General features: G+C 46.8%; 28 protein-coding genes. 8 read left to right on the forward strand and 20 right to left on the reverse strand.

Annotated features, from left to right (window positions below):
* Positions 1–5 precede the first annotated feature (5 nt).
* The 5 genes from KU854_RS02420 to KU854_RS02440 all read right to left on the reverse strand — a co-directional run bounded on the left by KU854_RS02420 (position 6) and on the right by KU854_RS02440 (position 4,664).
* Positions 6–725, reverse strand: coding sequence for a DUF3581 family protein (locus tag KU854_RS02420; RefSeq protein WP_218356902.1), 720 nt, complete (start codon positions 723–725; stop codon positions 6–8).
* Between the two features lie 115 nt (positions 726–840).
* Positions 841–1,290 (reverse strand): NUDIX domain-containing protein, encoded by a 450-nt coding sequence (locus KU854_RS02425; RefSeq protein WP_218356903.1) that lies wholly within the window; start codon positions 1,288–1,290, stop codon positions 841–843.
* 69 nt (positions 1,291–1,359) lie between these two features.
* Positions 1,360–2,985, reverse strand: a complete 1,626-nt coding sequence (locus tag KU854_RS02430; RefSeq protein ID WP_218356904.1) for a diguanylate cyclase domain-containing protein — start codon at positions 2,983–2,985, stop codon at positions 1,360–1,362.
* On the reverse strand, positions 2,969–3,328 hold the full coding sequence (locus KU854_RS02435; RefSeq protein ID WP_218356905.1) for a type 2 periplasmic-binding domain-containing protein: 360 nt from the start codon (positions 3,326–3,328) through the stop codon (positions 2,969–2,971). Before KU854_RS02435 ends, KU854_RS02430 begins: the two co-directional genes overlap by 17 nt.
* A gap of 76 nt (positions 3,329–3,404) precedes the next feature.
* Positions 3,405–4,664 (reverse strand): porin, encoded by a 1,260-nt coding sequence (locus KU854_RS02440; protein ID WP_218356906.1) that lies wholly within the window; start codon positions 4,662–4,664, stop codon positions 3,405–3,407.
* Positions 4,665–4,834: 170 nt separating this feature from the next.
* Here KU854_RS02440 and cobB point away from each other — a divergent pair, with 170 nt between their 5' ends.
* Positions 4,835–5,554, forward strand: a complete 720-nt coding sequence (gene cobB, locus KU854_RS02445) for a Sir2 family NAD+-dependent deacetylase (protein WP_218356907.1) — start codon at positions 4,835–4,837, stop codon at positions 5,552–5,554.
* Between the two features lie 54 nt (positions 5,555–5,608).
* Here cobB and KU854_RS02450 read toward each other — a convergent pair whose 3' ends face one another.
* The 4 genes from KU854_RS02450 to potA all read right to left on the reverse strand — a co-directional run bounded on the left by KU854_RS02450 (position 5,609) and on the right by potA (position 9,501).
* On the reverse strand, positions 5,609–6,652 hold the full coding sequence (locus KU854_RS02450; RefSeq protein ID WP_218356908.1) for an extracellular solute-binding protein: 1,044 nt from the start codon (positions 6,650–6,652) through the stop codon (positions 5,609–5,611).
* A gap of 125 nt (positions 6,653–6,777) precedes the next feature.
* Positions 6,778–7,548, reverse strand: a complete 771-nt coding sequence (potC, locus tag KU854_RS02455) for a spermidine/putrescine ABC transporter permease PotC (RefSeq protein ID WP_054778354.1) — start codon at positions 7,546–7,548, stop codon at positions 6,778–6,780.
* Complete coding sequence (potB, locus tag KU854_RS02460) at positions 7,545–8,399, reverse strand: spermidine/putrescine ABC transporter permease PotB (protein ID WP_054778355.1); 855 nt, start codon at positions 8,397–8,399, stop codon at positions 7,545–7,547. Before potB ends, potC begins: the two co-directional genes overlap by 4 nt.
* Entirely contained in the window at positions 8,386–9,501 is a 1,116-nt protein-coding gene (gene potA, locus KU854_RS02465; RefSeq protein ID WP_218356909.1) for a spermidine/putrescine ABC transporter ATP-binding protein PotA, read from the reverse strand. Before potA ends, potB begins: the two co-directional genes overlap by 14 nt.
* A gap of 341 nt (positions 9,502–9,842) precedes the next feature.
* Here potA and KU854_RS02470 point away from each other — a divergent pair, with 341 nt between their 5' ends.
* The 6 genes from KU854_RS02470 to KU854_RS02495 all read left to right on the forward strand — a co-directional run bounded on the left by KU854_RS02470 (position 9,843) and on the right by KU854_RS02495 (position 15,171).
* On the forward strand, positions 9,843–10,652 hold the full coding sequence (locus tag KU854_RS02470) for a DUF2189 domain-containing protein (protein WP_218356910.1): 810 nt from the start codon (positions 9,843–9,845) through the stop codon (positions 10,650–10,652).
* Positions 10,652–11,428: a glucosaminidase domain-containing protein gene (locus tag KU854_RS02475; protein WP_218356911.1), complete on the forward strand. Its 777-nt coding sequence runs from the start codon at positions 10,652–10,654 to the stop codon at positions 11,426–11,428. The genes KU854_RS02470 and KU854_RS02475 overlap by 1 nt, the downstream gene beginning before the upstream one ends.
* Complete coding sequence (locus tag KU854_RS02480) at positions 11,425–12,069, forward strand: DUF2987 domain-containing protein (protein WP_054778357.1); 645 nt, start codon at positions 11,425–11,427, stop codon at positions 12,067–12,069. Before KU854_RS02475 ends, KU854_RS02480 begins: the two co-directional genes overlap by 4 nt.
* Before the next feature lie 202 nt (positions 12,070–12,271).
* On the forward strand, positions 12,272–13,165 hold the full coding sequence (gene ttcA / locus KU854_RS02485) for a tRNA 2-thiocytidine(32) synthetase TtcA (protein ID WP_218356912.1): 894 nt from the start codon (positions 12,272–12,274) through the stop codon (positions 13,163–13,165).
* 552 nt (positions 13,166–13,717) lie between these two features.
* Complete coding sequence (locus tag KU854_RS02490; protein WP_218356913.1) at positions 13,718–13,936, forward strand: hypothetical protein; 219 nt, start codon at positions 13,718–13,720, stop codon at positions 13,934–13,936.
* A gap of 2 nt (positions 13,937–13,938) precedes the next feature.
* A complete protein-coding gene (locus KU854_RS02495; RefSeq protein ID WP_218356914.1) occupies positions 13,939–15,171 on the forward strand; it encodes a hypothetical protein in 1,233 nt (410 codons plus the stop codon).
* 172 nt (positions 15,172–15,343) lie between these two features.
* Here the strand turns inward: KU854_RS02495 and uspE are convergent, their stop codons facing one another.
* The 10 genes from uspE to ccoN all read right to left on the reverse strand — a co-directional run bounded on the left by uspE (position 15,344) and on the right by ccoN (position 24,276).
* Entirely contained in the window at positions 15,344–16,297 is a 954-nt protein-coding gene (uspE, locus tag KU854_RS02500) for a universal stress protein UspE (RefSeq protein ID WP_218356915.1), read from the reverse strand.
* 141 nt (positions 16,298–16,438) lie between these two features.
* Complete coding sequence (locus tag KU854_RS02505; RefSeq protein WP_054778358.1) at positions 16,439–17,182, reverse strand: FNR family transcription factor; 744 nt, start codon at positions 17,180–17,182, stop codon at positions 16,439–16,441.
* Between the two features lie 66 nt (positions 17,183–17,248).
* The gene (locus KU854_RS02510) at positions 17,249–17,920 is read right to left on the reverse strand and encodes a sulfite exporter TauE/SafE family protein (RefSeq protein WP_218356916.1); all 672 of its coding nucleotides are present in this window, start codon (positions 17,918–17,920) and stop codon (positions 17,249–17,251) included.
* The gene (gene ccoS / locus KU854_RS02515) at positions 17,920–18,114 is read right to left on the reverse strand and encodes a cbb3-type cytochrome oxidase assembly protein CcoS (RefSeq protein WP_218356917.1); all 195 of its coding nucleotides are present in this window, start codon (positions 18,112–18,114) and stop codon (positions 17,920–17,922) included. Before ccoS ends, KU854_RS02510 begins: the two co-directional genes overlap by 1 nt.
* Position 18,115: 1 nt before the next feature.
* Entirely contained in the window at positions 18,116–20,509 is a 2,394-nt protein-coding gene (locus tag KU854_RS02520) for a heavy metal translocating P-type ATPase (RefSeq protein ID WP_218356918.1), read from the reverse strand.
* A complete protein-coding gene (locus tag KU854_RS02525) occupies positions 20,506–20,997 on the reverse strand; it encodes a FixH family protein (RefSeq protein ID WP_218356919.1) in 492 nt (163 codons plus the stop codon). The genes KU854_RS02520 and KU854_RS02525 overlap by 4 nt, the downstream gene beginning before the upstream one ends.
* Positions 20,998–21,068: 71 nt before the next feature.
* Positions 21,069–22,040, reverse strand: coding sequence for a cytochrome-c oxidase, cbb3-type subunit III (ccoP, locus tag KU854_RS02530; protein WP_218356920.1), 972 nt, complete (start codon positions 22,038–22,040; stop codon positions 21,069–21,071).
* Complete coding sequence (locus tag KU854_RS02535) at positions 22,037–22,213, reverse strand: cbb3-type cytochrome oxidase subunit 3 (RefSeq protein WP_218356921.1); 177 nt, start codon at positions 22,211–22,213, stop codon at positions 22,037–22,039. The genes ccoP and KU854_RS02535 overlap by 4 nt, the downstream gene beginning before the upstream one ends.
* 11 nt (positions 22,214–22,224) lie before the next feature.
* Positions 22,225–22,836, reverse strand: coding sequence for a cytochrome-c oxidase, cbb3-type subunit II (ccoO, locus tag KU854_RS02540; RefSeq protein WP_218356922.1), 612 nt, complete (start codon positions 22,834–22,836; stop codon positions 22,225–22,227).
* A gap of 12 nt (positions 22,837–22,848) precedes the next feature.
* Positions 22,849–24,276, reverse strand: coding sequence for a cytochrome-c oxidase, cbb3-type subunit I (ccoN, locus tag KU854_RS02545; protein WP_218356923.1), 1,428 nt, complete (start codon positions 24,274–24,276; stop codon positions 22,849–22,851).
* A gap of 275 nt (positions 24,277–24,551) precedes the next feature.
* On the opposite strand from ccoN, the gene KU854_RS02550 reads away from it, so the two are divergent.
* Positions 24,552–24,962, forward strand: a complete 411-nt coding sequence (locus tag KU854_RS02550; RefSeq protein ID WP_218357267.1) for a hypothetical protein — start codon at positions 24,552–24,554, stop codon at positions 24,960–24,962.
* A gap of 118 nt (positions 24,963–25,080) precedes the next feature.
* On the opposite strand, the gene KU854_RS02555 is transcribed toward KU854_RS02550, so the two are convergent.
* Positions 25,081–25,698, reverse strand: a complete 618-nt coding sequence (locus KU854_RS02555) for a hypothetical protein (protein WP_218356924.1) — start codon at positions 25,696–25,698, stop codon at positions 25,081–25,083.
* Positions 25,699–25,753: the final 55 nt, after the last annotated feature.

Raw genomic sequence — 25,753 nt, forward strand, 5'->3', positions numbered from 1 at the left:
GCAGACTATGCAGTCATGCTGGATAAAAATGAGGACTTGCGTTGGTTAAATTTATCTACCAGTGCTTCAACAGCTTGAGGTTCGAATTCACGCAAACCGCTACAAACCATTTTCTTTTTACCTTCACCGATAACTTCGCCATTTTCTTTAAAGCAAAATGCCAGAGTCACAGTGCCACGCTTGCCTGATACTTCCATGACAGAATCGGTCAATTCCACGCTAGGGGAAGTAAAGTCGAGATGGTTGAAGTTAAGCTCCATACTTTCATACATCACGAGGGGACGCTCTGGGTTGATCATCATGCCGCACTCTTCCATCAGTGGAACCATGATGTGCGGGAAGTTCATGCCGGAAAATTTCACATAGTTTTCTGCCACCTGAGCCGCCAAGGTTTCATCCAGCTTAGAATCGCCGCCGCGTTCCATGGTGAGGTAAAGCTTATCGTTGGCGTCGATCACTTCCAGGTTGCCTTCACTGTCTTCACGAAAAAGCAAACCCAGATTGTCAGATATCATGCCCGCGAAGGTGACGCGCATTTTCTGGCTGATCCCCGCTTTAGCCAGTAAAACAGCAAACAGCAAATCGCCGGGTACGCAGAATCTTTTGGCGTCCTCATCGTGAATTGGATTGAAATCACCCGCGATGATTTTGGCAAAATGACTGGCTTGTTGACGGGTAAAAACATACTGGCCGTGTTTATGAGAGAAATAGTTTTCTAACTGCATGATATCTAATTGGTGGACTTCCACTGTTAACATTGCCCGCATTGTAACTGAGTGGGCAATAGATAATGGTCTAGCCAGTTGGACGCGGGTGTTGAAATTCGCGCCAGCTGGAACGTTAGAGAATATGCCCCTGATAGATTTTGTCGAAACGGCGTGTTTGTAAGGCGCTGATCATGGTGCTTGGGAAAAAGAGCAAATCAGGCAGTTTTTCCAATGGCATCCAGACAATACCAATCTGGTCTTTATCCATGTCACTTGGCTGGGATATTTGGCGGAAGTCTTTTGCTTCAACAAACAACTCTATTTGGTGCAGGTGCTTGGGTAAGTATGTGGTATCTAATTTGTCGGCGATCACTTCACGGACAAACAGCACGTCTCCCATTTGTGCGTCGCCACCGGTCTCTTCAAGCATTTCACGCTTAAAGGCTTGATCCAGTGTTTCATTGTGTTGGATACCACCGCCGGGAAGAATATACCAAAGCCCGCGGTCGTCCCTATGCTCGGCAAGTAGCAGGGTATCATCCCGGTAGCAGACGGCGCGTACGGACACGCGAAGAGGGTGCATATCAACGTCCTGGTTGAAAGTAGGGTGGTTACGAGGTTAACCAATATGTAGGGTGGAATCCATTACAGGCTATTTCTGCACCGCTTCTTTTTCAAGGTGTTGATAGAACTTGAAGAAGTTTTTGCCGTTGTTTTTGACAAAATACATCGCTTCGTCAGCTTGCTCTATCAAGCCAGCAACGGCGATTTCATTGTCTGGGAATAAGCTGATACCAATACTTGAACCCACAGTCGCTGTCTGTTCGTGTCCAATTTCTACGGGAAGGGCAATCTGAAACTGAAGGTCTGAAGCTATATCAGAGACGGCAGTTTCATAGTTGGGGTTATAGGAAAAACCAATCAGGAATTCATCACCGCCCCAACGCGCCACCACATCCGAACCCCTGAAAAACTGTTTGATCCGGGCTGCGACTTCGATAATCACCTTGTCCCCGGCGTCGTGACCGTATGTATCATTGACGTGTTTGAATCCATCCAGGTCAATCATGAGAATGGCAAAGTTGCGCTGTTTCTTCTCTGACTCAACCAGTGAGCTTTCTAGTTTCGCCATCCCTGCTCGGCGGTTTAGCAGTTGCGTAATAGGGTCGTGCTCGGCTTCGTAGATGATATTTTGTTCACGTTCAGCACGCTCTGTGATGTCATAAACCACCACTTCCATCAAGCTGTCATCGGGATTGTTGATATCCTCAACTTTTGAAAACAGACAATGGACCCAACGGTCTGCCGCCCTTACTTTGTGCTTTAACTGCACGTCCATGGCGCTGAACTGGTTGCCGGGTTTTGCCCAGAATTCATCGATGAACTCTTTCATTTCAGCCGGGTCGTTAAAATACGCGATGAAATCTGTTTTGTCGTAGCGGTCTGTGTCGACAATAAATGTTTGGCCGAGCAACCTGAGCAGTGCGGGGTTGGCAACAATCAGTTCATTGTTGCTGTCGATGAGCCCGATCCCGGCACTTGCGCGCTCGAAGATAAAACGGAATTTCTTCGAAAGGTTTTCTGTTTCAGCGCGTAGTTCACGTTCATTGTCTATTTGTGTGTTTACTGCGTCGAGAAGGCCGTTTATATCGTCAACCAAAGCGCCAATCTCGTTTTGCTGGTGGGCGGCAGGTACTTCAATCCGCGTGGTGTCTCCGGGCGTGATCAAGTGAAAACGGTTGGCGATGTTTTTCATCGGCTCGGTCAGAATCCGGTTGACGATGATAAGGGTCAACAAGGTGATGATAACAAGGTAAAAGAGCAGCACGATAACCTGTATTTTCGCCAGGGAGATCGCATTGTCTTCAATGTATTGCTGATTCGGATAAATCAGCAGATCGCCGACGACTTCATTGGAGGCGAAGGGCGATGGAATGGGAAAGATGATGGCGGTTTCGGATTGGGCGAGATTCTCTGAACCCGAAAAAGAGGCTGAAAGCCCATCCTGACTGGTTAACCGCGCCGCTGAGATAATGTCATTAGCTTCGAGGCCACGTAACACCTCTTCTGCCAGTTCTTTATTGCCCAGATACATGGCGATAGAAGCGGTTTGCTCAACAGTGGTAATGATCTGCTTGATCTGGCTTCGTGAGCGGTCAACCTCTTCGTGGTAAGAGATATAGAACCATGCCAGGGACGCGAGTATGGAGAATAAGATCGCACCATCGGCCACACCGGCGGCAACCCGAATATGAATGCGCTTACTGAGTATCTTCAAAACGATATACCACTTTTAAACCGTCGACCAATTCCGATTCGTTTAAGTATCCAATACCGTTTGTATTGTTCATGATGTATTTAATGACGTCTTGTGAAGACTCATTCGTCATTGGTGGCTCAGATTTACCCGCAAACAGCAGTCTTGCCCAATAGGCGTTTACCTGAGCGACCGACTTGCCAACGAGTTTTTTGTAAAAGGCTTCACGAAGGGGACTGTCCTCTGGAAGGTCTGTTGTTGAGGCAGCACGGCCGTCTGGGTAGGCATTATAGCGACCCATATAGAGATCAATCAGCTGGCGTGAAGAGAGTTGGCTGATAGGGTTGTCCTTGCTGACAACCACGACTAACTCGGCATGGGATGGTGAACCCCATGCTAGCCAGGATACGGTGAGTAGTGCTAATACAAGTCTTTTCATATCAGAACACAAAACTCAGGCTAATCGAGATAGTATCAATGTGGTCGGGCACTGGGGCATTTATCCCCTCCAGCGAGTAAGACCACGCGCCAAATTTGCTGTCCAGCAACCAGGTACGTTCAATTTGTCCTTTAAGAGATAGCTGTGTGTTTATGTCGTAGCGTACACCGAACCCCAACGTTTCCTGATTTATTGCCCGCGCACTTACGACACCTTTAAGAGTCTGGTAGGCGGAAGCAATTTGAGGAGCAAGCAATGAGATAGCGGGAGGTGCTTCGACGGTATACAAGTCACCAACAGATTTGGCTTTAGAAGCAAAACCGTAGACTGTTGATGAATCAAAGGTTCTACCGACACTGATATAGCCTGCTGCCAGGTCAGGGAAGAAGGGCCATTCTGCATCGGAATAACTGAGTTCAGACTGTACGTTCCAGTCACCAGTTTCGTAGTGAGCGCCGAGAGAGTAGTAGTATAAACGGGTGTCAACAAACTGGAAATCATTCAGCGTGGACTGCAAAGAAGGCCATGCAGTAAAAATGCTCGGATCTTGGCTAAATAAAGCAGAGAGTTGTGCTGCTGGCTCGCCTTTCTTATTTTTCACTGTCGCTGCGGAACCAGAAAATGTCCAGCGGTCGACGTAATAAGTCAGGCGGGTACCAAACAGGGGTGACAATGTCACATCTGTCGTGTTGGTTACGTTGTCAATTGCTACTTCGGACTGACCAGCATAGAAGCGGGTTTCCAGCATGCCATCCATGAATGGTATGGTATATGCGATATCACCACCATCCAGTGTTGTGACCGGGATGTTGGAGTAAAAATCTGTGATAGGTTTTGTCCAGAGATACGCGAAACCGACATCGCGGTATTCTGAGAGCATGTAGAGCGGCGTTGCAATCCGTCCAACACGTATTGTCAGGTCAGGCGATGCTTTGTAGCGAAGGAATGCCCAGGTAATCGATTTGTTCAAGTCGTTATTGATACGATCCTGTACAACACCTTGAATCACCGCATCGAGGTTATCCGTTAGGCTGGTGTTCATTTGCAAACCTATAGACGAGCCCGTTTTCAAGCTCCAGGTGTCGAACACGCCCTCTTTTGTCAAATCATAGATATAGCCGAAATCCTTCGTACCAGAATGGATTACGCTGACGTTACCAAAACCGCTGAGATGCACGCCATCGTGCGCTGCTGCAATAGCAGGAGCGCATCCAATTATTGTCGTTGCAATCAGTGCGTATTTGAAAGGGGTTGGCAACATAGTCCGGAATCATATTTAAGACATATTTAAACTATAAGACATATTTCGAATTTCTCCCGTAAATTCATCAATTCATATCATTTTCGACCATGGTCTAGTCTCAGATCCCTGTTTTGCATTTTCCAACAATGATATAAAGGTTTTTAAACAAGACAGCAAAGGACCGTGTCATGCATTTCCCTTATAAAAACATCGTGATACTTACTGGAGCCGGGATTTCTGCTGAATCTGGTATTCGTACTTTCCGCGCTCAGGATGGTCTTTGGGAAGAACACCATATTGAAGATGTTGCAACGCCGGAGGGTTTTGCACGCAATCCCGCGCTTGTCCAAAAGTTTTACAATGAGCGTCGCAAACAGCTCCAGTCTGAAGCTATTGAACCAAACGCCGCGCATTTGGCGCTGGCACGGTTAGAAGCGGAGTTGGAAGGCAACGTGACTGTGGTGACGCAAAATATTGATAACCTGCATGAGCGTGCGGGGAGCCAAAATATTCTTCACATGCATGGCGAATTGTTGAAAGCATGTTGTGGGCAGTCCAAACAGGCCATTGAATGGAAAGAAGATATTAACGAAAGTGACCTTTGCCACTGCTGCCAAATGCCTTCACCACTTAGGCCACATGTTGTCTGGTTCGGAGAAATGCCATTGGAAATGGACAAAATCCATACGGCATTGCTGGAGGCTGATCTGTTTATTTCAATAGGTACCTCCGGCGCGGTTTACCCGGCAGCAGGGTTTGTGCATGAGGCTGCAATTCATGGCGCAAGAACCATTGAAGTGAATTTGGAACCGAGTGCTGTAGAAAGCGAGTTCGACGAGAAGCGCTATGGCAGGGCGAGTGTTCTGGTGCCGGAATTGGTTGATGAGATTTTAGCGTTGCAGGATTAGTGCTGAAAGGAATAAAGAAAAGCGGCCTCGGCCGCTTTTCTCGTTTTTGTCAGGTTACTGACCAGCTTTCAGCTTCTGGAAGTACTCTTCGTAAAGCGTGTTTGCTTCGCCAACAGAGCTTTGCCATTCACCTTTTTCCATCACGTCTTGTGGTGGGTAGATGCTTGGATCATCTTTAAATGCTTTTGGCAGAAGTGGGTAGGCTGCTTTAACCGGTGTTGGGTAACCGATTTCAATCGCCAGGCGCGCGGCAACTTCAGGGCGCAGCAGGAAGTCGATCATCTTGTGCGCTGCATCGACGTTCTTCGCGCTAGAAGGGATTGCCAGGCTGTCCATCCAGAAGATCGCGCCTTCTTCAGGCCAAACGATATCAACTGGCGCGCCTTCACTGCGTGCGATGTATGCAGAACCGTTCCACAGCATGCCCAGTGCCACTTCACCAGCCATGTAAGGGTTAGCTGGGAAGTCTGAGTTGAACACCAGTACGTTAGGCATGATTTTCTTCAGCTCTTCGTACGCGGCCTTGATTTCTTCTGGATTTGTGGTGTTTGCAGAATAGCCCAGCTTGGTCAGTGCTATGTGGAAGAACTCACGTGCGTCATCCATCATCAGCAGTTGGCCTTTGTAATCAGGGCTCCACAGATCCGCCCACGAGTGAACACTGTCTTTCTCAATGAAATCTGTGTTCACACCAATACCGGTCGCACCCCAGATGTATGGCACTGAGTATTCGTTGTTTGGATCGAAAGGCTTGTTCAGGTTGTTTGGATCCAAACCATCGAAGTGTGGCAGTTTGCTCTTGTCGATTCTTTGCAGCATGCCTTCATCGCGCATCTTCTTCACATAGTAAGTTGACGGCACCACCAGATCGTAACCTTCTGGGTGGGTTTTCAGCTTGGCATACATGCTTTCATTTGACTCATAGGTTGAGTAAATGACCTTGATACCGGTTTCTTCGGTGAACTCTTCAAGTACTTCAGTTGGAATATATTCAGACCAGTTGTAGAAGTAGAGTTCATCTTCAGCAGCAACAGCAGCGTTGGAAAGGAGAGAGAAGGATAATGCGCTTCCCAGCACAAACTTAGACCAGGGTTTCATCGACAACTCCTGTAGTTTTTCGTTGGTATTGGTTAGTTAGAATAATGGCTGGAATGAACCAGCCATGACTGAAAAATGCGAAAACACGAAAGGGGAGGTGTATGAACAGACCTCCCCTTAGGGTATTAACGCACTTTGTCGCGTGCCAGCAGTTGAGAGCAAACCACCAGTACGAGAGAGACGATAAGCATCAGCGTTGCCAGGGCATTTACCTCTGGAGAAACGCCAACCTTAACCATTGAATAGATTTTCAGCGGTAAGATTTCGTAGCTTGGGCCCGTCACAAAGGAGCTTACAATCACGTCATCAAGTGACAGGGTGAAGCTCAGCAGCCAACCTGCTGCAACGGCTGGTGCCGCCAGAGGCAGGATGATTTTTGTCAGGATTACCCACTCGCTGGCAGCAAGGTCTTTCGCCGCTTCCAGCATACGTGAATCAAAGCCATTCAGGCGGCTGTATACGGTTACCACAACAAACGGCAGACAGAATGTAATGTGGGACAGCAGCAGGGTAAGGAAACCCAATTGCGCGCCTAACAATACAAACAGTGCCAGCAGTGAAATCGCCATCACGATGTCAGGTGACATCATAACAACAAACAGCATACCGTTTACGAAACCTTTGCCACGGAAACGGTAGCGATACAGAGCTACCGCGGTCAGGCTACCGATGATCGCCGCTGCAGTTGCAGAAAACACGGCAATCGTCAGGGAGTTACCCGCAGCTTGAACCAGGCTGTCGTTGTTTAGCAGCAGGGAATACCACTTGGTGGTAAAACCTTTCCACTCAATCCCGAATTTGCTTTCGTTAAACGAGTTAACGATAAGAATAACGATAGGGATGTAGAGGAACGCATAGACCAGCGACATAAAGCTGGTTTTGAAAAACTTACTCATTCCAGCTCTACCTTCTTGTTCATCAGTTTACCGACGCGCCAGTACGCAAACAGCATCAGACCCATCAATACGGTGAGTGAAATACTCGCCGCCGAACCAAATGGCCAGTCACGGACATTCAGGATCTGACTCTTGATAACGTTACCGATAAGCAAGTTCTTCGCACCGCCCAGAAGATCAGAAACGTAGAACATACCCAGCGCAGGCAGCAGTACCAGAACACAGCCTGCGATAATGCCAGGCATAGTCAACGGCAAAATCACCTTAATGAATGCTTGCAGCTTGCTTGCACCCAGGTCTTTTGCAGCTTCAAGGTAGCTGTTGTCCAGCTTTTCAATGCTTGAATAAAGCGGCAGGATCATGAAAGGCAACAGGATATAAACCAGACCAATCATTACCGCATATTCGGTGTACATAATGCGCAGTGGCTTATCGATAAGCCCCAGCGTCAGCAAACCTTCGTTCAACAATCCGCGTGTACCCAGGAAAATTTTCAGACCATAGGTTCGGATCAGTGAGTTTGTCCAGAAAGGAACAATCACCATAAACAGCATGAACGGGCGCAGCTTGGCAGGCATACGTGCAATAAAGTATGCAAACGGGTAACCGATAGCCAAACAGAGCATGGTTGCAATGGCTGCCATGTAGAACGAATGCCAGACCACCTTCGCATAGAGAGGATCCATCAGCTTGGCATAGTTGCTCAAGGTGAAGGTCATCTCGATCAGGTTTGCGTCATCGCGTGTCAGGAAACTGGTGATAATGATCATCAGGTTAGGGATGAACACAAACAGCAGTAACCAACCTACAATCACGCCAATGATGGCGTTCTGGAGATTAATCTTCTTCATCAGGCAGTACCACTTCCCAGCTTTCAACCCAGGTAATCGCAACTTTCTGGTCCAGAGAGTGGTCTACATCCGGATCATCTTCATTGAAGAATTCGCTGACCATGACAGACATACCAGATTCCAGCTCAAGCACGGAATCAAGGGTCATTCCTTTATAGTTACGTTCACGAACATAACCGATAATGCCATTGCCTGAATCTGCCGCTTCGATTTCTTCGATGCGCAGGTCTTCTGGGCGAAGCAGAACTTTCACTCGGTCGCCAGCATTAACGTCCAGTTTGCAGTAAACCTGACATTCACGGCCTTCAATGGTTGCAGTGATACGATCTTCATCGATGCGGGCAATAACGTCTGCATCGAATACGTTGATCTCACCGATAAAGCGGGCAACAAACAGGTTCGCGGGCTCTTCATAGATTTCGCGTGGTGTACCGTCCTGAACTACTTTGCCTGATTGCATAACGATGATGCGGTCAGACATGGACAGGGCTTCTTCCTGATCGTGCGTAACGAAGATGAACGTGATACCCAGCTTACGTTGAAGCTGTTTCAGTTCGATCTGCATTTGTTTACGCAGCTTATAGTCCAGCGCTGACAGCGACTCATCCAGCAGCAGAACTTTAGGCTTGTTAACAACTGCACGTGCAATAGCGACACGTTGTTGCTGACCACCGGAAAGCTGATGCGGTTTACGAGGCGCGAATTGATCGAGCTGAACCATGCGCAGGGCTTCCATAACACGCGGTTCGATTTCGCTTTCAGCCACTTTCTGCATACGCAGGCCAAAAGCAACGTTATCGAACACTGTCATGTGAGGGAACAGCGCATAGCTCTGGAAGACGGTATTAACATGACGATGTTCTGCGGGGATTGCAGTTACGTCCTGTTCGTCGATGATGATGTGGCCATCGTCTGCATCTTCAAGACCAGCAATCAAACGAAGTACTGTGGTCTTGCCACAACCTGACGGACCTAGAATTGTTAAAAACTCACCGTTGTTAATTTCGAGATCAAATTTAGAGATGATCTCTTTGCCATCAAAGCTCTTACAAAGTCCTTTCAGCTGGACAACGGGTTTTTTAATTGGTTGTGTTGCGTTCAATTCTACTCTCACTCCTTAACCGCGGGCGATTAGCTAAGTAAAAATTCCCCTAAAAATAGACGGCGCATGATAGACGTGCGAACCATGAAGTTAAAGCGTTTTTTTGTGATCTTTCGGCAAAAAATCTGCCCGCAATTGACAAAACTCAGTATTTCACCAAATTGCGGCGATACCGGTCAAACTGTGAACTGCATCATGAAAACCTAAAACAAGTAGCTGAGCATTATAGCGCTTAAAGTGAGTGGCTAAAAATACACCAGATTGAGACGAGCTCTAAAAATTTCACCTATAACTTTATAAGAAGGAAGATTTCTTAGGCAGAAGACAAAAGTTACTTAGCTATGAACAAACAAGAGTTGAGCAATGCACTTCATGTCGGCGGCTCGCTGGAAAATGCGTTGACCGGGAACTACAAATTAAGCGCTTCCAGCGTGGTGCAGGAAGCGATGAAACTGACACAGAAGAATTTTTGGCCTTTTTTGCCCGCGACATTGATCCTGACTGGGGCGAATCTGGCCATATTCCTCGTGGTGTTAACGGTTTTGCAAGGCCACCCTAACGTGCTGTTTGACGCCGTCGTGGGGCGCGAAGAGATGACACCGGATATTTTGGCGTCAGCCAGAATCGCCATCTTTTTATCCACTGTATTCAGTGCACCGCTTTATGCTGGCGCAAGCCTGATGGGACTGAGTCATGCAATAGGATTCAGAACCAAACCCAGACACATCGTAAAAGGACTGGCATATGCAATCGCCGTGACGTTGGCGATGAGTTTTATTTCAGCGTTGCAGAGCGTTGGTAGCCAGTTACTGCCGCTGTTAGGAATTTTCCTGGGTGTCACATTTTCAATGACGATTCTGCTTATCTGTGAAAAACGCCTGCGACCGGTTCAAGCTATGATTGTTTCTTTTAGAGCGATCACAAAAAAAATGATACCATTAACACTGGTTTACATCGTAATCGCTGTGTTGTTTGTATTTTCTTATGCGACAGCTGGCCTCGCTTTGGTGTGGGCGCTGCCGTTTATGTTTAACGTAAAAGGCGTCCTCTATCGCGAAATGTTCGGTGTAGGTATTGAAGTCACCGTCACTCAGGAAGGCGATGATGATTCATCTTCCGGCGATGGTAATAAAGAGGTTTTCAACGCTTAATGAAGCTTTCTCGTGCTGTATTGGCTTCGGCTGCTCTATTTCTTTCTGCGTGTAGCGACGCTCCAAATGAAACACTGACTGTATCTCAACTCCAACCGGCTTCACCTCCGCCTTCAATGGATGTGAAGCCTGATTTTCGTGAGTTCCAGTTGGTAGACGAAAAGAAAAAGGCGTTCGTCAGTTTCATGAAACCAGGCGTGGATTACATTAATGGCTTGTTGGTAAGTGCACATAACCGTCTTATCGCTTTGGAAAAGTCGGGTTCAATGAACGAAGACGACAAGCAATTCCTATCCCGTGTTTCTGAACTTTTTAATCATCCTCTTCCAGAAAACGGTCCAGACAAAACTTGGTATAAAGAAGCGCTGAAACGTGTTGATGTGATCCCGGCAGATTTGGTGCTTACCCAAGCTGCAAAAGAATCAGGGTGGGGCACATCACGCTTTGCCCGCGAAGGAAATAACTACTTCGGACAGTGGTGTTACACTGCGGGTTGCGGCCTGGTTCCCGGTGCCCGCACAGAAGGTATGACTCACGAAGTGGCCGTGTTCGATGACGCTTATCAGTCCATTCGCGCTTATTTCCTCAACGTAAACCGTAACCGTGCCTACGCAGGGTTGCGTGATATTCGATCAAAGCTGAGAAAGTCGAATCAACCTCTTTCCGGCGAAGCGTTGGCGAATGGTCTAATTAGTTACTCTGAACGCGGTCAAGCTTATGTCGACGAAGTACAAGGCATGATTCGCTATAACGAGAACTATTGGAGCCAAGGATGATCAAAGGACTTACGGCTGCCATTGTGGCAGCTGTAATTTCATTTCCCTCTGCAGCAGCACAGGTGGAATTCAGTTACAGCAAGCTGTTTACCCAACTAAAACACAACTACGGTGAAAATCACCCGGATGTAAAAGTTGGTTACTTCATGATTTCGCCCACATCTGGTGAAGTGTGCAAAATCACCAAGGCTTGGATGACCAAGAAAAAGAACTACGAAGAGCTGGCAATTCCAGCATCACAGGAATTGCCACTGCCCATTGATAACCACTTACGCAAAGTCAATCCGGACGTTTTTATCGAGACGGCCGGCGATGATGTATGTGATATCTCTTTCCAGGTGATGGCAAAAGCGCAGTTTGAGTCTGAAATCTCTCAATCGGAGATCGCAAACCTGCTCCCTCAAATGTCGGCAATGATGCAGGACCTTGGCGGTATGTTTTCTTCTTGGTTTATGCCGGAAGTGCAGGGCGTGATGGTTCATTTCGATGAGCCACAATCCCTGCTGAAAACATCTGCCGGACGCAATATTTCTGTGGATGGTAAAGTCGCCGTTATTCGAGCCAGTGAACTGGAAAAAGGCGAGCAGATCTACTTCCCTGAAACGCCGTTGAAAGTGACACCCTGGATACCACAAAGCTGATCCATTTTGTGTTGCCCAACAAAGCCCGGCCTCGTCCGGGCTTTGTTATATTGGTTTTTTAGTCGTTTAGATGAAACCCAATTGACGCTAATTTATGTGACAAACGTTCCAACCGCATCAAAAGATCCGTATAATCCACCGCCTGTTAAAATCCACCTACAAAATCTACCGTTGGCTGAGGCTGACAGTTTGAGAAGTCGTAATGAATCAGAAAGATACGCGAAAAGAGACACTTGAATTCAACAAACTCCAGAAACGTCTCCGGAGAAATGTTGGCAGTGCAATTGCTGACTACAACATGATTGAAGAGAACGATGTCGTCATGGCATGTATCAGCGGGGGCAAAGATTCATTTGCGATGCTCGATATCTTATTGAATCTTCAAAAAGCGGCACCGATTAAATTTGATGTTGTAGCGGTTAACCTGGATCAGAAACAGCCAGGCTTCCCAGAGCATATCCTGCCTGATTATTTTAAGAGCCTGGATATTCCATACTACATCGTGGATAAAGACACCTATTCGGTAGTAAAAGAGAAAGTGCCAGAGGGTAAAACTACCTGTGGTCTTTGCTCGCGCCTTCGTCGCGGTACTCTGTACTCTTTTGCTGAAAAGATTGGTGCAACCAAACTGGCATTGGGCCATCACATGGACGACATCGTTGAAACCATGTTCCTGAACATGTTCTACGGTTCACGCATGAAAGCTATGCCACCGAAGCTGCGTTCAGACGACGGCCGTAACGTGGTCATTCGCCCGCTGACTTATTGCCGCGAGAAAGACCTGATCAAATATGCGGAACACAGAGAGTTCCCTATTATTCCGTGTAACCTGTGTGGCTCTCAGGAAAATCTTCAGCGCCAGGCTATCAAAGCCATGCTGGTTGAGTGGGACAAGAAAACCCCAGGCCGCGTAGAAAACATCTTCAAGTCGATTCAGAATGTGAGCCCAAGCCAATTGGCTGACCGCGAGCTATTCGACTTCGTGAACCTGCCATTGGACCGTGAAGGTAACCGCGAAGAATATGAATTCAGCGAAGCAACGGTTTCGTCCACCAACATTGACGAGTCAATGTTTATTGACGTCACGAATATCTAAATTCAAGAAAGAGCTCATTTGAGCTCTTTTTTTTGGCTATAGTTTCCAGTTATTTTCCACATACTTTCTTGCGTTATATACATATCATCACATTCGAATGCTTTGATTTTCTAATGTAAAAGTCATCGCACGATACTGCATATATTTAATAATTGAGTTTATTAGAGAAGAGTTAAATATTTTGTTAACGATTTCTAATATAATTTTCATTATGTTTCTTGTATTTGAATTTACTATCATCATTCTTCTCTAATAAATTGACATTGATATTCTCAACGTAAAAATGTGAACGTAGTTAAATTATAATAACTTTTTCTTACTGGTTTTAGTTTTTGCATTTTACATTTAAAGTCATTTAATAACAGAGGGTTAGGTGGCGAAGCTCAGCGATGTAAAGGTTTTATGTTTTTATGTCTCAATATAAAGACATTAATTTATTTGTAAAGCATGCTTTCATTGCACTTGAGGCGCTTTGTTTAAAACGTCATTAATCTGATAGGCGTCGATAAATACAAAATGAATATTAGCTTTGTGTTTATTAAGGAAATATTAATGTTTTATAAAAAGCTGAGTTTACCGGTCTTGATCATGGCAAGCTTTTCTGCCGGAGCCACTGTATATGATGATATAACGTTTGAAGGGACAGCAAACTGCAGTAAAGGTCGTATGCTGTTTCCTGCTGAAGACGTCGCAGATAACATGGACTTTTTTAGAAACAATTTGGGTATTTGGGTAGATGGCAAATTACTAATATCTCTGACGGCAATGTGATCATGGGTGCGGGACATAACTACGAGGTTAAACGCGGACAGGCAGGTGGTGCTTTCTGTGTATCTGAAACATATGTAGTTGACGACCAAACTACGCTTACCAAGATTTCGCAGGATAGTGCGTTTCTTGAGGGCCTACTAAGCAAATTTAAAGCGGTGAAGTTGATCACTTCAGATGGCAACTGGATTCCTACACTGTCTCTGCCGGCGAACGCATCGAAAGGTCAGCGTTTGATCGTGGAGCGACTGGCTACCTTTGGTACGACCGTAGATTACAAGCATGGTACGCTAAGAGGCTACACGCCGATTAAGCGACAAGACCAACTTGATTTCGTGTTTGACGGTGAAAAATGGATCATCGAGCCTAAGTACGTGGTTAGTTCTCAGGCGGAGATTAGCGAAATTGCTACAAACCCATCCAAGCTTGCGGACTTACTGGATGAACACACATCCGTAAAAATCCTGCTCCAGGATGGTCGTTGGGCAAAGACTCTATCAGTAGAGAAATTGAACAAGTTGTTTGGCTCGATGCTATTTGTCGAGCGTCAATCAACTTATGCGGTCAAAGTTAAGTATGGTTCTGCCGAGATTAATCCTCCACGCGGTTCAACCACTGTTTTCACCAGTTCTGGTCCTTGGTGGGTTTACAGCAGCAAAACCATTTCAGATAACAGCACGATTCGTCAACTGGGTGGTGACCCAGCAGATTTGAAACGAAACATTGATATTTACGGCAACCTGGTGATTAAGGAATCAGACAGTAACTGGACCCGCACATTCACCATGCCCGCAGCGAATGAGTTAGGTGAAAACCGAACGTTTACCTTGGATCGGAATTCCACATACAATACCGATATTGTATTTCCTAATGGCTTGACACTTACACCTAGAAGAAACACTAAAACAGCGTTTTTCTCCGGGTCTATTGATGGATGGTCTCTGATTCCTCAACATTCTGTTTATAAACCTCAAGACATTTCCACTGTAGATAGTCCAGAGAAGATCAAAGCATTGCTGGACCAATACGGAAACTTAGGTATCACGATAAGTGATAATGGCTATCTATCAACTGTTACACTGCCAGACAATGTACAAAATGGTGAGTTTGTTGAATTTGGTAAAACAACAACTAAACCAGTAACTATTCAGTATTCAGGTAAGACAGAAGCGCTTGATTACGATAACGTTACTCTCTACTACTCAGGTGGTGAGTGGAATAAGATTAGCTTTATGTAATACATAAAGGGCTAATCAATATTAGGCGGTCATGATCCCCCCGTGGTCGTCTTTTTATTGTTAAGTAAGGGTAGAGAATTCGCTGCTTCTTATCTTGATTAGTCTTTATACAAAAAAAGGAAGGACGATATGTCCTTCCCTTTTTTGTGCAAATAGAGCGGTATAAAGACCGCTATTCATCTGCATTTATGTTGGGCGCTAAAGGGCTAATATAGCCATCTGGTTTGATAGCCAGCACATCGCAATTGAGTTGGTCGATGGTGTGCTCAGCAGTATTCCCGATGAATATGGCAGAAAGTCCCACACGTCCCGTGGTGCCAAGGATAACAAGTTCAGCATCCAATTCTTTGGCAACCGCAGGAATCACATCCTCAGGTAATCCTTCCTGACAGAATGTCTGCTCTTCATCGATGCCGTGTTTTTGTCTCAGCGCTTTCATCTGCAGGAGGTGGTGACCGCGCACAGCATCGGTATAAGACGCTGGGTCAAACTCAGGCAGTTCGATAGTGACGTTGACTGGCGTAGCAGGGTAGGCATTGACCAAGTTCACTTCCGCAGACAAAAGCTTACTCATGGCCTGCGCTTCTTCAATCAGCTTATCGTTGAGCGGTATATGGGTTTCGTTTTCAGAAGAAACGTTAACGGCAGTGAGTATTTTGCCGTTTTCTGGCCATCCACGCTCTTTAACGAGAAGTACAGGGCAGGGACATTTACGCAGCAAGTGCCAGTCGGTTGGGGTGAATATTACTGAACCTAGTTTGTCGTGCTGATGTGTCGCTTTGATCAACAGGTCATGGTTGCCGTCGAACACCTTGGCAATCATGCATTCATAAGGGCGGTTATGCCAAACAACGTGTTTAACCACTTCTACATGGCTTGTGTCGTACTTGGCAATAACGGAGTCAATCCAGTCTTCTCGTTGCTGTAATACACCCGCTCTCATGGCCTGACGCTCTTCTGAAGAAAGCATTGAGGTCATTTCATAAGAGAAATCATAAATAGCGAGGATGACGGTGATTTTGACAGAGGAAGACGATTTGGTTCCGATGTCTAACGCGCGGGAGAAGGCGGGTTGTTCGTCGTGGTCAGGGTCAATAGCCACGAGCAAGTTTGTGTATCTGTTCATAACAACCTCCAGCTTTGTAGTGCCGATACTTTAATGTAACGCATAGTGCGGGAGGTTTGCGATCAATTCAGTCAAATAAGTGATAAAAAAAGAGAAATGGCGCATAAAGCGCCATTTCGAAGGGGATAGACCAGTGCAGTCTTACTTGCAGATACCTGCCAATCGGCTTAGTTCATCATGATCAAGAATCGTGATGTATTTGCCTTTCACGCTCAGCATCCCGCTTTTCTGGAAACGACCCAGCAGACGGCTGATGGTTTCAACCGTTAAACCCAGATAGTTACCAATATCGCCGCGCGTCATTGTGAGACGGAATTCTTTTGGAGAGAAGCCGCGCTGCGAGAAACGGGTAGAGAGACTATGTAGGAAAGCAGCCAGGCGTTCTTCCGCATTTTTCTTGGAAAGTAACAGAATCATTTCCTGGTCGCCCTTAATTTCGCTGCTCATCAAACGCATGATTTGCTGGCGAAGCTTCGGCATTTTACCTGACAGGTCATCCAGAATTTCGAAAGGAATTTCACAAACCATCGATGTTTCCAGCGCCTGAGCAAAGCTCGGGTGCATCATATGGTTAATGGCATCGAAACCGACTAAATCACCAGCAAGGTGGAATGCTGTAATTTGCTCGTCACCTTGTTCGGTGATGGTGTAGCTTTTGATGGTCCCTGAGCGAATGGCATAGAGAGAGCGAAGTTGATCACCCGCCTGAAATAGCGGTTGTCCCTTTTGAATAGGTTTTTTACGCTCGATAATTTGGTCAAGCTGATTAAGCTCACTATCGCTCAGTGTAAAAGGGATACAAAGCTGACTGATACTGCAGTCTTGACAATGGATAGCGCATCCGCCGGACTGGACACGTTTAGTGGGTATTTTGTCTTGAATCATGAGCCTGCTTAGCCAAATTGATTTGAGTCAATATTTTACCATTTCCAGACAAGAAATCGAGACTTCCTACAACTGATTGTATACAGAATAAGCGGTAACTATTCCGTACATTAGCAGTATCAATGATGAGATTCTTCGAAATATCATATTGTTAAGTAACTTTTTGGCTGTTTCTGCTGCCGAGCCAACAAATAGCATTGCAGGTAGGGTTCCTAGCCCAAATGCGAGCATTATCAATAATCCATGCAATGCGTTTCCAGCTACAGCGGCCCAACTCAGGGCGGAATAAACCAACCCGCATGGTAGCCATCCCCAGAGAAAGCCAAAAGGTAAGGCGGCAATCGGGGTTCGCAATGGTAAAAATTTCTTCGTGAGGGGGGATACATGCTTCCAAATGACATGACCTGCATTTTCAATGTAGGTCAGTCCGTTCCAGAATCGCCCAATGTATAGTGCCAGTAATATCATCATGATAGCGGCAGCGAGGCGAAGCCAAAGCAACTCTTGGGAAATCTGCGTAACTTCTATAACGCCAGAGACAATACCACCGGCAATGGCGCCAAACAGGCCATAGGATAGCAATCTGCCGAAATTATAGAGAGCAATATAAGGAAACTTGTTTTTCTGTTGTGGTGTGCCAAAGGAAACTGCAGCCGCGATACCGCCGCACATACCAAGGCAATGGCCTGCTCCCAGCAGGCCAACACCAAACGCAGCGACTAGATCGGTTAAAGGCATTACTGCTTTTTCGCCTCGTCTTCACTGTTTTCTGGCTCTGGTGATTTGGGCTTTTTTTCGTCGTCGAGAAGAATACTCATCCCTTGACGTTCCAGATCTTCGAACTGCTCTGACTTTACAGCCCAAATAAAGACAGCCACAGCCACGCAGACAAGCACAATCGCGATAGGGATGAGAATGTACAGGCTTTCCATTTTATGCGGCCTTAATTTTATCCAGAATGTCGCTCTTAAACAGTCTCAGTGAGTTTGTAACAACGATAACCGAACTGCCGGACATTCCAGCAACCGCGATATATGGCGCAACATAACCCATGACAGCAAGAGGCAAAATCACGAGGTTGTATCCTAGTGCCCATGCAAGGTTCTGGCGAATGATTTTTTGGGTAAACGAAGCGAGCCTGCGAGCATCCAGCAATTTTGTCAGATCGTCGCCCAAAAGCACCATGTCCGCTGATGCTTTCGCAACGTCTGTGCCGCCGCCCATCGCAACAGAAAGGTGGGCTCCGGCGAGCACCGGCGCGTCGTTCACACCGTCACCAATCATCATCGTGATTTGGTCTTTTGGCAGACTGTTTAGATACGCGAGTTTACCTTCCGGTGTGACGCCGGCGACTAACTCGTCAATCCCAAGTTTGTCAGCGACAGCGCGTGCAGTTGCCGAGTTGTCGCCGGTAAGCATGGTGACCTTGAGCCCGGACTCGTGGAACTTGTCGATCAGTGCTTGGCTTGTGCTTCTGATTGGGTCGACAAGCTGGAACGATGCTACGGGTTCCCCCGCACAGGAAAGCCAAACCTGATGTGCGCTGTTTTCAGCGGTACCTGGGTCATTCAATGCAAACTGCGGTTTACCAATCTTCCAAAACTTGTCTTGATAATAACCCTGTAAGCCCTGACCAATGACGTTTTCTACCTTTGAGAACGTTACATTCGTTGGGTAATCATTGAAGGCTTGGGCAATAGGGTGGTTTGCATAGGCTTCGAGTGCTGCAGCAATTGCCAATGCCTCATCTTTACTGGTGTCGCCAAAGCAATGGATGTCGGCAATGGTAACGTTGCCTTCGGTCAGCGTGCCGGTTTTATCCACGACAAGGTGATTCACCTTTGTCAGCGTTTCGAACACGTGTCCGCTTCGAAGCAAGATGCCCAACTTGCCAAAGGTGGAGGTTGAGCAGGTGAGTGCGGTTGGTGTCGCCAGCGAGAGTGCGCAAGGACAAGTAGCGACCAGTACCGACAGCATGATCCAGAATGCGTCGTCCGGTTTGTGGCTATGCCAGTATAGCCAGGTAAATGCGGAGATTATCAGAATGGCTGCAACAAAGTAGCGAGCCACGATATCGGCAATTTCTGCGACACGGGGCTTGGCCAATTGCGCGGCATCTTGTAACTGGACTATGTGGGCAATAAGAGAATCTTTTTTCTCAGCCGTTACTTTAACATTGACGTTGCCGTCGATATTCATGGTGCCCGCATAGACAGCATCACCACATTGGCGAGTTTCTGGCAGTGATTCACCCGTCAGCATGGACTCGTCGACCGTGGTCACGCCTTCAACAACGAGGCCATCAGCAGGGAAGGGTTCTCCGGGCAAAACCCTTACTACATTATCGAGTTTCAGAGATTTCGCCGGAATTTGCTCCCCAGAAGCCAACGTCGCCAGTCGTGGGATCAATTTTAAAAGGTTAGCGCTGGCCGCGGCTGCAGTTCGTCGTGCACGCATTTCGAGAAAGCGACCAACCAGCAGAAAGAAGGTGAACATGGCGATGGATTCAAAGAACACCTCGCCTTTTTCAGTCACTGTTGCATACAGGCTGGCAAAATATGCAAACAGCAGGGCGATGGATACGGGAACATCCATACCCAGCGTTCGTGCTTTTAGGTTTCGCCAGGCATTGAGATAAAAAGGCGTTGCCGAATAGAGGAGAACCGGTGTGGCAAAGATCAAGCTAACCCAACGGAAATAGTTTCGGAAGGCTTCGTCCATGTCACCGAATACTTCGAAATACATGGCAACTGCAAGCATCATAACCTGCATGGTGGCGAGCCCTGCAATCCCCAGTTTATAGAGGTAGTGCTTCATCGCCTTATGGTATTGGGCTTCCTGATTGTCTGCCTCAAAAGGCGCAGCTTTGTATCCTAACGTATGGATTTTGTTCAGAAGGGTACTGAGTTTGGTTTTTTCCGGATCCCAGCGCAGAGTCGCTCGGTTGGTGGTGGTATTCACACTGATGCGGGATACACCTTCCTGTTTACCCAGTTGTTTTTCAATCAGCCATGCGCAGGCGGCGCAGGAGACGCCATCCACTGAGAGAACGACTTCATCAGTGCCGTTTTCGTGACGCACAAATTCTTGTTGAACATCTTCGTTGTCATAAAGACTAAGCGACTGAAGTTCATCAGGGACGAGATTGGCTTTTTCAGCCGGAGCAGTGCGGTATTCGTAGTAGGAAGTGAGGCCGTTGGCTACGATGGTTGAGGCGACGGCTTGGCATCCCGGGCAGCACATAGTGCGGTTGTCGCCCAAGATATCAACTTGGTAGGAGTCACCGGTAAGAACCGGTTCTCCACAGTGATAACATTCTTTTGTCATTCCTTGCTCTGACCATACAACTTAACTGGGACTGATGAAGGGAAGTTTGCGCGGGCATTCAGTGCCCATGCACCATCAAAAGAATTAACTTCGACATACCAAGGACCATTAAGAGGCTCGTTGAGGGTGAGACGATAACGACCGGTAGCATCCGCGTTGACCATCAATTCCATATCACGATCTGCCAGCGTTCGGTGCTGGAAAGTCACTTTCAGGGTAGGAAATTGGTCAAGCTGACCTTTATATAACGTGAATATGGCAGATTCGTCATCGGCTGCCAGTTCCGCTGATATTTCGAGCTCGTCAGCTTTGCGCAGGCGGGAAAGGTCAATGTTGATGCCTTTACCTTCTTTGTAGTAATCCTCTGCGACAAGCGAAACTTTGTTTTTAGTGAAAAGGGTAACAGTAAAAAGACTGGCTACGACCACACTCGCAGGTAGTGCTATCAAAAACCAAGGCCAAAACTGCTTATACCATGGCTTGTTCATATTGCTTTCCTGTAACAAGAAAATCTTGGGTAAAAAAGCCCCTGAAGTCAGGGGCTTAAACTGAAATTTTATTATTGGTTTTGTGGGTTGCTCAGTTGCCATACATAGGCAGACAGCAGTTGGATTTTGTCTTCATCCAGAATGTCTTTCCAAGCAGGCATCACCCCTTGGCGACCATAACGGATTGTGTCTTCAACCGCTTTACGTGAACCACCGAACAGCCAGACATTGTCCGTCAGGTCAGGTGCACCAAATGCCGGGTTACCTTTACCATCTGTGCCGTGACATGCTGCACAGACAACAAAACGCGCTTTACCGGCGGCTGCTTCTTGCGCATCAACCTTACGGCCTGAAAGGCTAAGTGTATAGGCGGCAACTTCTTTCACACCATCTTCACCCAGCGCATCCAACCATGCTGGCATGTTACCAACGCGACCTTCCAGGATGGTTGCTTTGATGGTCATTGGTTCACCACCGTACAGCCAATCGTTATCAGTCAGGTTAGGGAAGCCCGCTTGACCGCGCGCATCAGATGCGTGGCACTGAGCACAGTTTTGGATAAACAGACGCTGGCCTACTTTGATCGCTTCTGGATTCTTAGCAATCTCGGTAATCTCCAACAGTTCATCGCTGCCTGGCTTATAGGCTAGCTGGCGGTATGTTTCACCGAACACAGCATTCGCACTATCCAGTTCACGGGCGTATTGGTCAATGCCGGTTGAGTTTTCCAGTGCCAAACGGGATTCATCCAGGTTTTTAACTGTTTGAGCGGAGCTGTTCCAGTTAAAGAAGCCTTGCCAGTTACCCAGACCAGGGTAAAGGGCGAGATAAACCAGTGAGAAAACAATGGTTGCCCAAAACATGTAGGACCACCACTTTGGCAGTGGGTTGTTGAGCTCGCGAATACCGTCATATTCGTGGCCCATATCTTCACCATCGGGAATTTCTTTGATGTCTTTACCACACCAGATAAGAAGTGCTGCGCATCCGGCGATAGTCCCGAGGGTAATGACAGTGATAAATAGACTCCAAAATGTCGTCATTTGTTATCGTCTCCTGTCTTTTTTTGTGCGGCATTTTCCTCGTCAGCGAAGACGAGGTTTGCAGCTTCGTCGAATTCCTTTTTACGACGACCGCTGTATGCCCAAAGCACGATCACAATGAAGCACACGAAAATCGCGAGTGTCCAGATACTATGGAACGAAACTATGTCCATAACTTACCCTCTTACTTCATTGCATGACCAAGTGATTGCAGGTAAGCAATCAGTGCGTCCATCTCTGTTTTGCCCTGAACATCTTGCTGTGCAGTCGCGATTTGTTCGTCGGTGTAAGGCACACCAAACATGTCGCGGAACACAGTCAGTTTTTGGGCTGTAAGATCACCGGTTAGAACATTTTCGGCAAGCCATGGGAAGCCAGGCATGTTCGATTCGGGAACCACTGCGCGTGGATCAATCAGGTGGACTCGGTGCCATTCATCAGAATAACGACCACCAACACGCGCCAGATCAGGACCAGTTCGTTTTGAACCCCATAGGAATGGGTGTTCCCAAACACTTTCACCTGCAACAGAGTAGTGACCATAACGCTCGGTTTCAGCACGGAAAGGTCGAATCATTTGGCTATGGCAAACGTTACATCCTTCACGGATATAGATGTCTCGGCCTTCCATTTCTAATGCAGTGTAGGGACGAAGGTTGTCCACGGGTTCAGTGGTTTGCTTCTGGAACAACAGAGGTGTGATTTCTACAAGCGCACCAAAGCTGATTGCAATAACCGTAAGGATTGCAAAAAGTCCAACGTTCCTTTCTACAATTTCGTGACGACTAGAACTCATTCGCTGGTCTCCTTATGCTGGTTGCTCAATCGCTTTCAGGCTTTCTTTTGGTGCTGAAATGGTCTTATATGCGTTATAAGCCATCAGCAGCATGCCTGTGAGGTAGATAGCACCACCAACGAAACGAACGAAGTAGAACGGGTACGATGCTTCCAAAGATTCTACGAAGCTGTAGGTCAACGTACCGTCAGTGTTAACTGCACGCCACATCAGGCCTTGCATTACACCGGATATCCACATCGCAACGATGTAAAGAACAGTCCCGACTGTCGCGAGCCAGAAGTGCACGTTGATCAGTTTGATTGAGTACATACGTTCTTGATCAAACAGTTTCGGAATCAGGTGATAAACCGCACCAATTGATACCATCGCAACCCAACCCAGTGCACCAGAGTGAACGTGACCAATGGTCCAGTCGGTGTAGTGCGAAAGGGCGTTGACCGTCTTAATGGCCATCATTGGGCCTTCGAACGTCGACATGCCGTAGAACGAAAGGGAAACGATGAGGAATCGAAGGATAGGGTCATAACGCAGTTTGTGCCAAGCACCGGACAGCGTCATGATACCGTTGATCATACCGCCCCAGGATGGAGCAAACAGAATAAGCGACATCACCATACCCAGAGACTGCGTCCAGTCTGGCAGCGCAGTGTAGTGCAAGTGGTGAGGACCTGCCCAGATGTAGAGAGAAACCAGCGCCCAAAAGTGAACGATGGATAGGCGGTATGAATAAACTGGACGACCAGCCTGCTTAGGTACGAAGTAGTACATCATACCCAGGAAGCCCGCTGTTAACAGGAAACCTACAGCGTTATGCCCGTACCACCATTGAACCATTGCATCGATAGCGCCGGAATAAATGGAGTAGGACTTCATAGGTGCTACCGGAACTGCCATGCTGTTTACAATGTGAAGAACGGCAACGGTAATAATGAATGCCCCGAAGAACCAATTCGCAACATAAATGTGCGATGTTTTCCGTTTGATCATTGTACCGAAGAACACCACCGCATAAGCCACCCACACAACGGCGATAGCGATATCGATTGGCCATTCCAGTTCAGCGTATTCTTTACTGGTGGTATAACCCAGCGGCAACGTAATTGCTGCTGCGAGGATGATTGCTTGCCATCCCCAGAAGGTAAACCCAGCCAGCCAACCTCCGAACAGTCTTGTCTGACAGGTGCGTTGCACAACGTAATAGGACGTCGCAAACAGTGCACTGGTACCAAATGCAAAAATCACTGCATTGGTATGCAGTGGGCGCAAACGGCTGTATGTCAAATAAGGAATATCGAAGTTTAGCGCAGGCCATACCAGCTGAGCGGCGATTAGAACACCAACTGCCATGCCGACAATACCCCATAGGATGGTTACTACGGTGAATTGACGGACAACGCGGTAGTTGTATTCCAGTTCAAGCTGCTTTTCTTGGCTCATATTGCATGCTTCCACTTTTTGATTACTACACTCACGTATACCCAATGTGGCCAACTGGCCACAATGCCACCCAGAAGCAATGCAATGCGAATAGTGTTCGAATTATGTCCACTTGGTGCATTCCATTGCTATTTCGTTGTAAAAGTGGCATTTTCACCGGAGATAATACTCCAGTTAATCAGTTAAATATAGGACTCAATCCACAGTCGGTTTACCCTCAGGTAACATTTCTACTAAAACTTTGAGCTCTGTAACACGGGAATCGCATAGAACACATGGCTGCAGAAAAACTCACCACAGCACGTCTAGTTCAAATATTAGTCGTATTGATACTTTTAATCGCTGCATTTACTTGGCGTACTTTCAATTACTCCAATACACAAAATAAAGATCAATGCAGTTTGAATTCAGGGGCTTGCAGCGTCGGTATCTCTGGCGGCACGGTCGAAATAAAGCTTTTTAATCAAGAGGATGGAGGTGTGGTGTTGCGGGTTAATTCACCAGAAAAACCCGTGTCTCTGACATCCATATTTCCAAAAACTAATATCGATATAACTGAGTCAATGGATAACGAAAATGGAGTGTTAAACGCTTACGTTTATACGTTGCCGGACGATGTTGAGATTAGCCAAACGCAAAAACTTTTGCTGGTCATTGATCAGGATCAAATTGAAATTAACTTTTAACCGCAAATTAATATTTATGCGATTTTAATTAACATTTCACCATTTGATATGCAAATGAAGGCTAATGGCCTGAATTTAACAAAAAAGCAGCTGTAAGCTGCTTTTTTATTGATTGCTATCAGGCGTTATTTCCAAAATAGAAGGCCTGTTGGCTGACGGTTTTGAATGTGGTCGAGGTGAGATAGTGGATCAAGTCCGTAGTATCTGCTGCAACATCAACGCAGCAACTTTCATCATCATAAGTTATTGACGACACCAATACATGGTTTACGTTAACGCAATCACTGTCTGTTTTTGGCTCATGTGCGAGCTGGCAGAGTTTAAGGTGAAGGGCACGCAAAGCTTCCCTTGATGTATCCGCTTCCTCGGGGACGATCACGTATGTCAGGTTAAGCGTGGTATTGTGCATGCCAATCTGGGCTGCGGTTCGGCGAAAAAATCCTTCATTCAACGGCATATAATTCGCGTTGAACTCCTTTTCAGAAGTGATCACCACGACACCGCTGATAGTCGAAATACATTGAGAAACCCACGCCATTTCCTCTTCGAGCATGGAGAGGTTTTTAGGGTTACAACTACGGTAACGAACCCGAGGTTCCTCAGCTGCAATGGCGTAACCTTCCTGTTCATTTTCCGTAAGGTAAACAACCGTGTTGCCTTTCTGAGCCAAACGTTTGCTTATGATTTGGCCAAGCGGCAGGTGAGGATTTATCACAATATATAACTGGCTATCCATGGCTCGCAGGTCATATGCGGAAATTTGCGCCAATATTAGCGTCTATCTACAGAGA

Origin of the sequence: Enterovibrio paralichthyis (genome assembly GCF_019209835.1) — a bacterium.
GTDB lineage: Bacteria > Pseudomonadota > Gammaproteobacteria > Enterobacterales > Vibrionaceae > Enterovibrio > Enterovibrio paralichthyis.

Bases quoted from the DNA above. Each gene is read 5' to 3' on its own strand.
- KU854_RS02535 (WP_218356921.1), bottom strand. From the start codon at position 22,213: ATGGACATAGTTTCGTTCCATAGTATCTGGACACTCGCGATTTTCGTG.
- KU854_RS02420 (WP_218356902.1), bottom strand. From the start codon at position 725: ATGCAGTTAGAAAACTATTTCTCTCATAAACACGGCCAGTATGTTTTT.
- KU854_RS02450 (WP_218356908.1), bottom strand. From the start codon at position 6,652: ATGAAACCCTGGTCTAAGTTTGTGCTGGGAAGCGCATTATCCTTCTCT.
- KU854_RS02425 (WP_218356903.1), bottom strand. From the start codon at position 1,290: ATGCACCCTCTTCGCGTGTCCGTACGCGCCGTCTGCTACCGGGATGAT.
- KU854_RS02505 (WP_054778358.1), bottom strand. From the start codon at position 17,182: ATGATTCAAGACAAAATACCCACTAAACGTGTCCAGTCCGGCGGATGC.
- ccoS (WP_218356917.1), bottom strand. From the start codon at position 18,114: ATGGAAAGCCTGTACATTCTCATCCCTATCGCGATTGTGCTTGTCTGC.
- KU854_RS02520 (WP_218356918.1), bottom strand. From the start codon at position 20,509: ATGACAAAAGAATGTTATCACTGTGGAGAACCGGTTCTTACCGGTGAC.
- KU854_RS02550 (WP_218357267.1), top strand. From the start codon at position 24,552: ATGGCTGCAGAAAAACTCACCACAGCACGTCTAGTTCAAATATTAGTC.
- potC (WP_054778354.1), bottom strand. From the start codon at position 7,548: ATGAGTAAGTTTTTCAAAACCAGCTTTATGTCGCTGGTCTATGCGTTC.
- KU854_RS02495 (WP_218356914.1), top strand. From the start codon at position 13,939: ATGGGTGCGGGACATAACTACGAGGTTAAACGCGGACAGGCAGGTGGT.
- KU854_RS02525 (WP_218356919.1), bottom strand. From the start codon at position 20,997: ATGAACAAGCCATGGTATAAGCAGTTTTGGCCTTGGTTTTTGATAGCA.
- potB (WP_054778355.1), bottom strand. From the start codon at position 8,399: ATGAAGAAGATTAATCTCCAGAACGCCATCATTGGCGTGATTGTAGGT.
- KU854_RS02510 (WP_218356916.1), bottom strand. From the start codon at position 17,920: ATGCCTTTAACCGATCTAGTCGCTGCGTTTGGTGTTGGCCTGCTGGGA.
- KU854_RS02555 (WP_218356924.1), bottom strand. From the start codon at position 25,698: ATGGATAGCCAGTTATATATTGTGATAAATCCTCACCTGCCGCTTGGC.
- uspE (WP_218356915.1), bottom strand. From the start codon at position 16,297: ATGAACAGATACACAAACTTGCTCGTGGCTATTGACCCTGACCACGAC.
- KU854_RS02480 (WP_054778357.1), top strand. From the start codon at position 11,425: ATGATCAAAGGACTTACGGCTGCCATTGTGGCAGCTGTAATTTCATTT.
- cobB (WP_218356907.1), top strand. From the start codon at position 4,835: ATGCATTTCCCTTATAAAAACATCGTGATACTTACTGGAGCCGGGATT.
- KU854_RS02470 (WP_218356910.1), top strand. From the start codon at position 9,843: ATGAACAAACAAGAGTTGAGCAATGCACTTCATGTCGGCGGCTCGCTG.
- ccoP (WP_218356920.1), bottom strand. From the start codon at position 22,040: ATGACGACATTTTGGAGTCTATTTATCACTGTCATTACCCTCGGGACT.
- ccoN (WP_218356923.1), bottom strand. From the start codon at position 24,276: ATGAGCCAAGAAAAGCAGCTTGAACTGGAATACAACTACCGCGTTGTC.
- KU854_RS02475 (WP_218356911.1), top strand. From the start codon at position 10,652: ATGAAGCTTTCTCGTGCTGTATTGGCTTCGGCTGCTCTATTTCTTTCT.
- KU854_RS02440 (WP_218356906.1), bottom strand. From the start codon at position 4,664: ATGTTGCCAACCCCTTTCAAATACGCACTGATTGCAACGACAATAATT.
- ttcA (WP_218356912.1), top strand. From the start codon at position 12,272: ATGAATCAGAAAGATACGCGAAAAGAGACACTTGAATTCAACAAACTC.
- ccoO (WP_218356922.1), bottom strand. From the start codon at position 22,836: ATGAGTTCTAGTCGTCACGAAATTGTAGAAAGGAACGTTGGACTTTTT.
- KU854_RS02490 (WP_218356913.1), top strand. From the start codon at position 13,718: ATGTTTTATAAAAAGCTGAGTTTACCGGTCTTGATCATGGCAAGCTTT.